The following is an 8381-nucleotide window of genomic DNA, read 5'->3' as shown; positions in this document are numbered from 1 at the left end:
CCAGAGCACCCGCTGACGGATGATCAAGACCGACGATCATGCGGCACTGCCAGCACGAGTACACCCCACCGCCACCACACCAGACCCCCGACCAGCAACTTCAGGATGAAACGATCTCAATGAGGCCGACTCCACCGACCTGCCGGAGTTGCGGTCGTTTGTGGTGGGGATCAGGTCTGATCTTGGGGCGGTGACGGCGGGGTTGACGTTGCCGTTCAGTTCGGGCGCGGTGGAGGGGCAGGTGAACCGGATCAAGATGCTCAAGAGGCAGATGTTCGGCCGGGCCGGCGTGGACCTCCTGCGCAAGCGCATCCTCCTCGCCCGCTGACCCGCGTGCCGGAAACGACGTGGCGGTGACCGTCCGTCAGCCCTGCACCAAAAGTGATCCAGAACCTCATTTCACCCGGCGGCGACACCTTGCCCGAGCACTTCGCGAACGCGGCCACGAAGCCGAGGTCGAGCACCTCCACGTCCACCTGCCCCGCGCGCTGAAGACGGCGACCTCGTGATCGACTCCTTGCCCCCGGAGGATGCGACGCCTTTCACGTGTTCCGGAACAGGCCCTTGATCCAGCCCGACTTGGAGCCGCGGAGTCGTTGGAGCAACTCGCGGGCAGGAGGGCTGTCCGGATCAAAGCTGTGGATTCCTTCCTGCTCGGCGGGGACGGCCGGACCCCACAGGCGGGCGCCATGGCAGCGGAAGCAGAAGGCCAGCTGGAAGAGAAGGTCGGTGGCACCGTGAGCTCGGATGCCCCAGCCCGGGGTGAAACAGCGATACACCTCACTGCCCGGCAGGTCGTTGACCAGCGCCAAGACCTGTTGGGCCTGGGCCGCCTCCCAGATCGCGATGTCGTCTCCGACCAGGTCCTCCGCGCTGAGATGTCTCATCGGGTCGGTGATACGGACGACTTCGATGAGCTCGGTCTTGTCGTGGGCGAGCGGAAGCAGCATGCACTCAGAATCACTGATCGAAACTCAGCGCACCAGAGGCGAGCAGGCCGCGGGATCACAGGCACCCGCTTCCGGCGAAGGGCCAGCGGGCTTGCGGATCTCCTTGCCCGAGCGCTTCGCGAACGCGGCCACCAGGCCGGGGTCGAGCACCTCCGCGTCCACCTGCCACGCCTACTGAAGACCTCGACTTTCGACGTTTTCGCAGAGTCGCTCGGGTACTAGTCCTCTGGCGCTTCAGGTCTTGCGGACCCGTGCCCGGCCGGTGGCCGTTAGGGTGCAGGGGCGGGGAGGAGCCTTTGGCAGCGCGATGATCTTCTGCCGGCTGCGCTACACCAGCAAGATGTGGATGGTCGAGGACGGGTGGGCGCCAGCATGGACCGGCTCGAAGTCGATCACCTGGGACGGGAGAGGCGGCGTAGGGCGAGCTCGGTCGACGTTCCCGGGTCCGCTGTGATGAAGACCATCTGCTGATCGTCCTCGGGGAGCGTGAGGACGTCGCAGTTCACGTGCAATGGACCGAGATCGGGGTGGTGCATGGTCTTCGTCCGATGTCCGGGAGCTCTCACCGGGTTGCGCGCCCAGATCTCGGTGAACTCCTGGCTGCTCGCGTTGAGCTCGGCGAGCAGTGAGCTGAGCGCGGCATCTCGGGGGTACCGGTCGGAGGCGGCGCGCAGCCGGGCGACGGCGTACTCGCACGCTGCAGGAAGCGGCGGCGGGCCAGGTTCGGCCGGTTCTCGAGGTTGCAGAGCAGCGCGGCAGCGAGCGGGTTCCAGGCCAGCACGTCGTAGTCGGCGGCGGTAACGATCGCGGCCGTGCGCGGAAGCCGGTGGAGCAGACCGATGACATACGGGCGGACGGTGCGCGGCGGGCCGGCGGGCGCCTGCGGGAACACACCGGCGAGCCGGTACAGGTGCGCGTGCTCGGCCGGGGCGAGCCGGAGCGCGCCGGCGATGGAGTCGAGGATCCGTGCGGACGGGCGTGGCGCGCGCTCCTGCTCGAGCCGCGTGTAGTAGTCCACGGACATGTGCGCGAGGTCGGCGACCTCTTCGCGGCGCAGGCCCGGGGTACGGCGGCGAGGTCCGACCCGGAGGTCGGGCTCGTCAGGAAGCATTGCGGCACGCCGGCTGCGCAGAAACTGTGCCAGTTCGCTCCTAGCCATCGGTCGGGCCTCCTTCACTCCGCCCCACGGATCGTCCGCACCCCGCGTCGTTCGCCCTGCCTGGTATCGATTGTCCCTGGTTCGGCGGCCGCGTTCCCCGACACTCTGGAGGCATGGACAAACTGATCGCACTGGTCACCGGCGCCAACAAGGGCATCGGCAAGGAGATCGCTCGCGAACTCGTCGGTCAGGGACATCAAGTTTACGTCTGCGCCCGCGACGAGGCCCGCGGCGAGTTCGCGGCCGTCGAGATTGGCGGCGACGCCCGGCCCCTGGTTCTGGACGTGACCGACTCCGAGAGCATCGCCGCCGCGGCGGGCCGAGTTGGGGCGCTGGACATCCTGGTCAACAACGCCGGCATCTCGGGCGAGAATAGGAGCGCGCTGGAGGAGAAACTCGAGACCTTCCGCCGGATCTATGAGACGAACGGTGTTCGGCGTCGTGGCGATGACCAACGCGTTCGTGCCGGCGCTTCGGCGTTCCGAGCACCCGAGGATCGTGAACGTCTCCAGCAGTACCGGTTCGCTCACCGTGTCTTCCGCGCACAGCGGCGGATACGCGGCCTACCGGTCCTCGAAGACCGCACTGAACGCCCTGACGGTCTTTTACGCCCACGCCCTCGCCGAGCACGGTATCAAGGTCAACGCCTTGGCCCCCGGCCTGCGCCGGACGGACCTCAACGCCACCGCCGCCGCGAGCGGAGGCGACCCGGCCGAGGCGGCGCACGGCGTGGTGCGCTTGGCCTTGCTCCCGGACGACGGGCCCACCGGCGCGTTCATCTCCTGGGACGGGACGCCCGTGCCCTGGTGAGTGAGCCTCCCGCCCGTTGACCCTGATCGGGGTTCGGCCTGGTCCGCGGCCGCGACAGCATCCCCTGACCTGCAACCACCGTTCGACGGCTTGACGAGGCTGGCCCCTCGTGTCCAGGACACGTGGGCCCGGAGGAGATTGCCTGCCGCATCGCACGGCGAGGGCGACCTCAGGCGGGCCGCGCTGGAGCTCTACCAGGAGCACGGATTCGACGACGTCACCGTGACCCAGATCGCTGAACGCGCCGGACTCACCCGACGCTCGTTCTTCCGGTGCTTCTCCGACAAACGAGAAGCCCTGTTCGCCGGCTCGGAGCAGCTGCCCGCAGCGGTGGCCGAGGTCGTCCTCGCGGCCGACGAGGCCGCCTCCCCGTTGGCCCCTGCGCTCCAAGCCCTCGCCAGTGTCGGTGCGCAGGTGGTCGAGCGCATCGACCGCGCCGCGGAGTCAGAGCTGCGCTGCCTCGGCGAGTTGACGCGCGTGCGATCGAGTTTCGTCGTTCATCGGGAAGAAGCACTCGATGCGCAACTCCTGCAGCGTCACGTCCTGCGGTGTCCCGAGCGTCGTCACGGTGGAGAAGAAGTCGAACCGCCGGCCACCGTGCACGTACCGGATCGGCACGATCGGCAACACCGGCGTGGCCGCGTCGAGCGACCGCAGCGAGGCCGGCACCCCGGGGTAGTCCAGCACCTCCTCGAGGATCCGCTGGGCGCGCTCGTCGGTGACACCCCCGATAGCCTCCCGGCGCGCGCGCCGGACCAGCGCCTCGGCAACCTCCGGCCAGTTCGTCACGTGCTGGCGGACGCCGTCGGGGTGGAACATCCGGCGCAGCACGTTCGCCGGTCCGGGAGCTGTCTTCGCCTGCCCGTCCTGGAGGAAAGCGAAGAAGCGGCGAGCGGCGGCGTTGGTGTGCCGGATGTCCCAGCTCCGGTCCATCACCAGGGCCGGGAAGGGCTCCTGCTGCGTCAGGATGGTGTCGAGCGCGTCGCGGACGGCGGCGAGCGACGGCGCGTCCAGTTCGGACTCCGGGTATTCGGGCGCGAACCCGGCCTTGAGCAGCAGGGTGTTGCGTTCGCGCAGGGGTACGTCGAGCACCTCGGCGAGCTTCAGGACCATGGCCCGGCTGGGGTTCGCGCGGCCGGTCTCGAGGAAACACAGATGGCGGATCGACACCGCGGCCTCGGCGGCCAGAGCCAGCTGGCTCAACCGCCGGGCGCTCCTCCAGTGTTTCAACAGTGGACCGACGTCAGACACCACTCGAGTATCCCGCAGTCCACGCGTGCGGCTGCACCGCCGCCTCCAGCGGTGGCCGGGCGACGTTCGCGGTGTAGTTCGTCATCGCGGAGATCGCCACCCCGGTGATCACTTCGAACAGCTGCTCCTCGGTGAAGCCGGCCGCCGTGAACGCCGCCACGTCCGCCTCGTCGAGCCGGCCCCGCTTGTCGATGAACGCGCGGGTGAGCGCCGACAGCGCCGCCATCCGCGAGTCGGTGGGCAGATCGCCGCGGCGCAGGGCCTCGACCACGGCCGGTTCGACCCCGTCCGCGAGCGCCTCCAGCGTGTGGAACGCGACCGCCCATTCGCTGCCGTTGGCGACCGCGTTGGACAGCAGCAGGACCTGCCGTTCGTCCGGGCCGAACGTTCCGCCACCCCGGAAGTGCCCGAACGCGGAGAAGAAGGTGTTCAACAACGCCGGCGAGTTCGCCATGAGCCCGGCCGCGGCCGGAACGAACCCGAATGCCCCCTGCAAGACCGTCAGCGGCTCCTTCGCGGCTTCGGACGCGGTGTCGGCGGTGTGGATCTGGTAACTGGTCATGACTCGGAGTCTGCGGCAGCCACGACGTCGAACCAATTCCCTCGGAGGTAAATGCGCGCGATACCGCTCGCGCGTGGTCACCGCAGCAGTTCGACGAGGCCGGCAGCTGATCCCGCGTTGTGCTCCGCGTCGAACGCGGGCTCACCCAGCACCTCGACGACCTTTGGCCGGATCTCACGCTCTTCGGCCACGTCGTCCGGGTCCAGGACACGGTTCGCATCGGCGAGCGCCCGTGCTACTCCAGCCGTAGATTCGTGATGTTCATGCCCATTCGGCCTCTCGTCGCTGGTAGTGGCATCGTTGGGCGTGGAACCAGCGGCGTCTGCGCCATTCGGGCCAGGCCCAGCGGCCGCCGTCATCTGATCTGTCTTCACACACACGATCATCAACGGCGGCCGTTCCGTCTCTTCAGTCACCCCAGTCACAGGAGTTCGCCGTATCGGGTGGTTTGCTGTGAAGAGGGCTGACTTGCCCGGAGCATGAAAGAAGCATCGGAGGTGTCGTCACCACCTCTGGGAGGGGTCCTCCGATGCTTCCTGATCCGACGGTACCGCCATCGCTGATGGCGTTGCTGGAGAGGTTGGGCACGTTCACCGCTCCGAGTCTGCGGACGTTCGCGGCGCTGGTGACCGGGCTGGTCGCGGCGACCGGGAAGCGCACGGTGACCGGGATGCTGACTGCGGCCGGGCTGTCGCGGGCCTGGTCCCACGACCGGGCGCACGCCTTCTTCTCCCGCGCGTCCTGGAACGTTGAGGTGTTGGGCCTGGCGCTGTCCCACCTGCTGGTGCGGTCCCTGCTGCCCGATGGCTTGGCGCTGACAGTGGCGGTGGACGACACGCTGTTCAAACGGTCCGGGAAGAAGGTGTTCGCAGCGGCCTGGCAGCACGACGGCGCGGCCAAAGGCCCCAGGCCGGTCGGACGGGGAACGTGCTTCGTGGTGGTCGGCCTGATCGTGGAGCTGCCGTTCTGCTCCCGGCCGGTGTGCCTGCCGGTGATGGCCCGGCTGTGGCGACCCAAACAGGGACAGTCGAAAGTCGAGATCGCCGCATCCATGATCGGGCTGCTGGCGGTGTGCCACCACACCCGGACGCTGCATGTCGTGGCCGACGCCGCCTACCACGGCAAAGCCCTGCGCCGACTGCCCGGCAACGTCACCTTCACCACCCGGCTGCCGGCCAACGCGGTGCTGTACGACCTCGCGCCGCCGCCCACCGGACGGCGCGGACGCCCGGCGCTCAAAGGCGCTCGGCTGGGCACCCCCGCCCAACTCGCCGCCACCGCCACGTTCACCAAAGCCCAGGTCAAGCGCTACGGCCGCACCGACACCGTGCACACCGCCGAGATCAGATGCCTGTGGTACGGATCGTTCCACACCCAGACCGTCCGCGTGATCCTGCTGCGCGACGACACCACCGACACCGGCTACGACCTGGCCCTGGTCACCACCGACCAGCACAGCAGCCCGGCAGCGCTGATCGGCAGATACGCCTGGAGATGGTCCCTGAAGGTCACCTTCGCCGAGGCCCGCGACCTGCTCGGCGTCGGCCAGGCCCGCAACCGCACCGAGAACGCAGTGAACCGCACCGTCCCGTTCGGCCTGTACTGCACAGCATCACCGTGCTCTGGTACACCTTGCACGGCCACCACCCCGACGACGCCGCCGACCGGCGCGAGAACGCCCCCTGGTACGCCACCAAGACCGAACCGTCCTTCTCCGACATGACCGCCAAGCTCCGCCGCGTCATCATCGCCGCCCGATTTCTGCCCACCAGCCCAGGTCAGCCCACCGACGCCGAAATCCGAGCCGTCCACCAAGCCTGGGCCTCAGCCAGCCACGACCTGGCGGCATGACCCTGCCAGAACGTCGAAAGTCGAGTGGCCTTTAGGCGAGTGGCTCCGTGGCATCCGGCCACAGAGCCTCCGCAAAAGCCCGTTTGGCGGACCACGGCGACCACTGCTAACTTTCGGGAGGCCGTGCGAGAGAACGAGGAGGTGGTACCCGTGAACGTATTGACATGGGTGCTCTCCTCCGGGGTCACGGTCGGGCGATAGGTCGTCCGGGAGCGCCGTTCAAGAGCACTCCCGAAAGGCACGACCATGCAATTCACTTCTGAACAGCGCCTCGACGACGGCGTTCACGAGCGCGAATTCACCCTCGGCGAGATCCCCGGCACCCTGTGGACGCCTGAATCCCCCGCACCGGCTCCGCTGATCCTGATGGCCCACAACAACGGCCTGCCCAAGGGGGAAGCCCGGCTGGTGGCCCGGGCCCGGCACTCCGCGGCGTACGGCTACGCGGTGGCCTCCATCGACGCCCCTGGGTGCGGTGACCGGCCCCGTTCCGCCGTCGATGAGCAGGCTCGCGCCGGCCTCCGCCGGGCGATGCAGGCTGGCGAGCCGGTCGATGAGATCTTCGAGTCCTTCATCGGCCCGCTGGTCGAAAAGGCGGTCCCGGATTGGCGGACCACCCTGGACGCCCTCCTTGCGCTGCCCGAGATCGGCGGCCCGGTCGGGTACTCGGGGTGGACCGCCGTCGGCATTCGGCTGGCGGTGGTCGAGCCGCGCATCGCGGCCGCCGGTTTCTTCGCCGGGGGTTACGTGCCCCGCGCCCAGCGCGAGGAGGCCCGGCAGGTCACCGTTCCGCTGCTGTTCCTGCTGCAGTGGGACGACGAGGGGAACGACCGGCAGCGGGCCCTGGACCTGTTCGACGCCTTCGGCAGCAAGGAGAAGACGCTGCACGCCAATCTGGGCGGACACGTCGGTACCCCGTGGTTCGAGGTGGAGGACGGGGACCGGTTCTTCGGGCGGCACCTGAAGTGAGGCCGGGCCGTCAGGCCAGCAGCAGACGGTAAGCGGCGTCGGCCATGATGCCGTCATCGAGGACAGGCCCCGGCCCTCCTCGATGACGGCGCCCGGCAGATGCATAACCGCCCCGATCGCGGCGGTAGCGGCCAACGGCGGTACCGGGCGGTCGGGGCGGCGCGAGGGCGTGGACGCCTAGGTTCGGTGTCAAATGCCTCGATTGGATGACAGGGCGACTGGCTTCACTGTTGTAGGGTCCCGCGGTTGGTGTCGGAGACCGCCCTCGTGACCTGCTGCTTCTTCCGTTGCCTCACGGCGTGTCGGACATCAGAGCCTCAGCTTCGTGTCGCTTCCTCGGCGGTCTGTCTTGATCGGAGCAGACCGCCGGGCTTGTGACCTGGGCTGTCGCGCACCTTCCGAGTCAGCAGCCCGCAGGTCTCCCACCCGTGCGGTTGCCAGGTGGTTTGGGGACGAGCGCGGTGTCGGGTCGGAAGTGCGGGCACGCGTCGACGCCGCCGGCGAGGACCTGGACGCGGGCTGCCGGAGCGGAACTCGCGTCGACAAGCCTCCGGGTGTGTGACCCGCTCGATCGTGCCGTGCGGTCGATGCGCTTTCCCGGCCGGTCGGACGGGCGGATCAGCGCAGTCCGGCGAAGAGATCGTTCTCGGGTATGGCCGCGCCGGTGGCGTCCTGGACACGTACGAAGGTCTCCATGCCCATCAACTCGCCGAACCTCTCCTTGCCCATCTTGAGGAAAAAGATGTTCTCGCCCTGACTGGCGTGCGCGGCCAACGCGTCGAACTTCTGACCGCTGAACGCGGTGGTGTCCACCCACGTGGTGATCTCA

Annotated in this window: 8 protein-coding genes and 4 pseudogenes; 6 read left to right on the top strand and 6 right to left on the bottom strand. The window is 68.5% G+C overall.

The window, feature by feature from the left end; translation table 11 throughout:
• The first annotated feature begins 190 nt into the window (after positions 1–190).
• Positions 191–328, top strand: coding sequence for a hypothetical protein (locus FCI23_RS52475; RefSeq protein ID WP_384002930.1), 138 nt, complete (start codon positions 191–193; stop codon positions 326–328).
• A 214-nt stretch (positions 329–542) separates the two neighbouring features.
• Here the strand turns inward: FCI23_RS52475 and FCI23_RS52470 are convergent, their stop codons facing one another.
• The 3 genes and pseudogenes from FCI23_RS52470 to FCI23_RS52465 all read right to left on the bottom strand — a co-directional run bounded on the left by FCI23_RS52470 (position 543) and on the right by FCI23_RS52465 (position 2109).
• Entirely contained in the window at positions 543–950 is a 408-nt protein-coding gene (locus tag FCI23_RS52470) for a hypothetical protein (RefSeq protein WP_136731011.1), read from the bottom strand.
• Between the two features lie 24 nt (positions 951–974).
• Positions 975–1112, bottom strand: coding sequence for a hypothetical protein (locus tag FCI23_RS57825; RefSeq protein WP_169317428.1), 138 nt, complete (start codon positions 1110–1112; stop codon positions 975–977).
• Positions 1113–1342: 230 nt separating this feature from the next.
• Positions 1343–2109 (bottom strand): annotated as a pseudogene (locus FCI23_RS52465) (helix-turn-helix transcriptional regulator).
• A gap of 113 nt (positions 2110–2222) precedes the next feature.
• Between FCI23_RS52465 and FCI23_RS52460 the strand changes: the two are divergent.
• Positions 2223–2919, top strand: a pseudogene (locus FCI23_RS52460) (SDR family oxidoreductase).
• Positions 2920–3156, top strand: a pseudogene (locus FCI23_RS64460) (hypothetical protein); the annotation flags it as partial.
• 207 nt (positions 3157–3363) lie between these two features.
• Here FCI23_RS64460 and FCI23_RS52450 read toward each other — a convergent pair.
• A complete protein-coding gene (locus FCI23_RS52450) occupies positions 3364–4170 on the bottom strand; it encodes a helix-turn-helix domain-containing protein (RefSeq protein WP_136731009.1) in 807 nt (268 codons plus the stop codon).
• A complete protein-coding gene (locus FCI23_RS52445) occupies positions 4163–4732 on the bottom strand; it encodes a carboxymuconolactone decarboxylase family protein (protein ID WP_136731007.1) in 570 nt (189 codons plus the stop codon). The genes FCI23_RS52450 and FCI23_RS52445 overlap by 8 nt, the downstream gene beginning before the upstream one ends.
• Before the next feature lie 529 nt (positions 4733–5261).
• On the opposite strand from FCI23_RS52445, the gene FCI23_RS52440 reads away from it, so the two are divergent.
• From FCI23_RS52440 to FCI23_RS52425, 3 genes are all read left to right on the top strand, one after another.
• Positions 5262–6455, top strand: coding sequence for an IS701 family transposase (locus FCI23_RS52440; RefSeq protein ID WP_136731005.1), 1194 nt, complete (start codon positions 5262–5264; stop codon positions 6453–6455).
• On the top strand, positions 6452–6583 hold the full coding sequence (locus tag FCI23_RS62860) for a hypothetical protein (protein ID WP_265737857.1): 132 nt from the start codon (positions 6452–6454) through the stop codon (positions 6581–6583). Before FCI23_RS52440 ends, FCI23_RS62860 begins: the two co-directional genes overlap by 4 nt.
• A 246-nt stretch (positions 6584–6829) precedes the next feature.
• Positions 6830–7552: a dienelactone hydrolase family protein gene (locus FCI23_RS52425; RefSeq protein ID WP_136731001.1), complete on the top strand. Its 723-nt coding sequence runs from the start codon at positions 6830–6832 to the stop codon at positions 7550–7552.
• A 618-nt stretch (positions 7553–8170) separates the two neighbouring features.
• Here the strand turns inward: FCI23_RS52425 and FCI23_RS52420 are convergent.
• Positions 8171–8381, bottom strand: a pseudogene (locus FCI23_RS52420) (PIG-L family deacetylase); the annotation flags it as partial.

It is taken from the genome of Actinacidiphila oryziradicis, assembly GCF_005047355.1.
In the GTDB taxonomy this organism is placed as follows: Bacteria; Actinomycetota; Actinomycetes; order Streptomycetales; family Streptomycetaceae; genus Actinacidiphila; species Actinacidiphila oryziradicis.
Note: the sequence above shows the minus strand (reverse complement) of the source record. Positions and strands in the feature narration are given on the sequence as shown.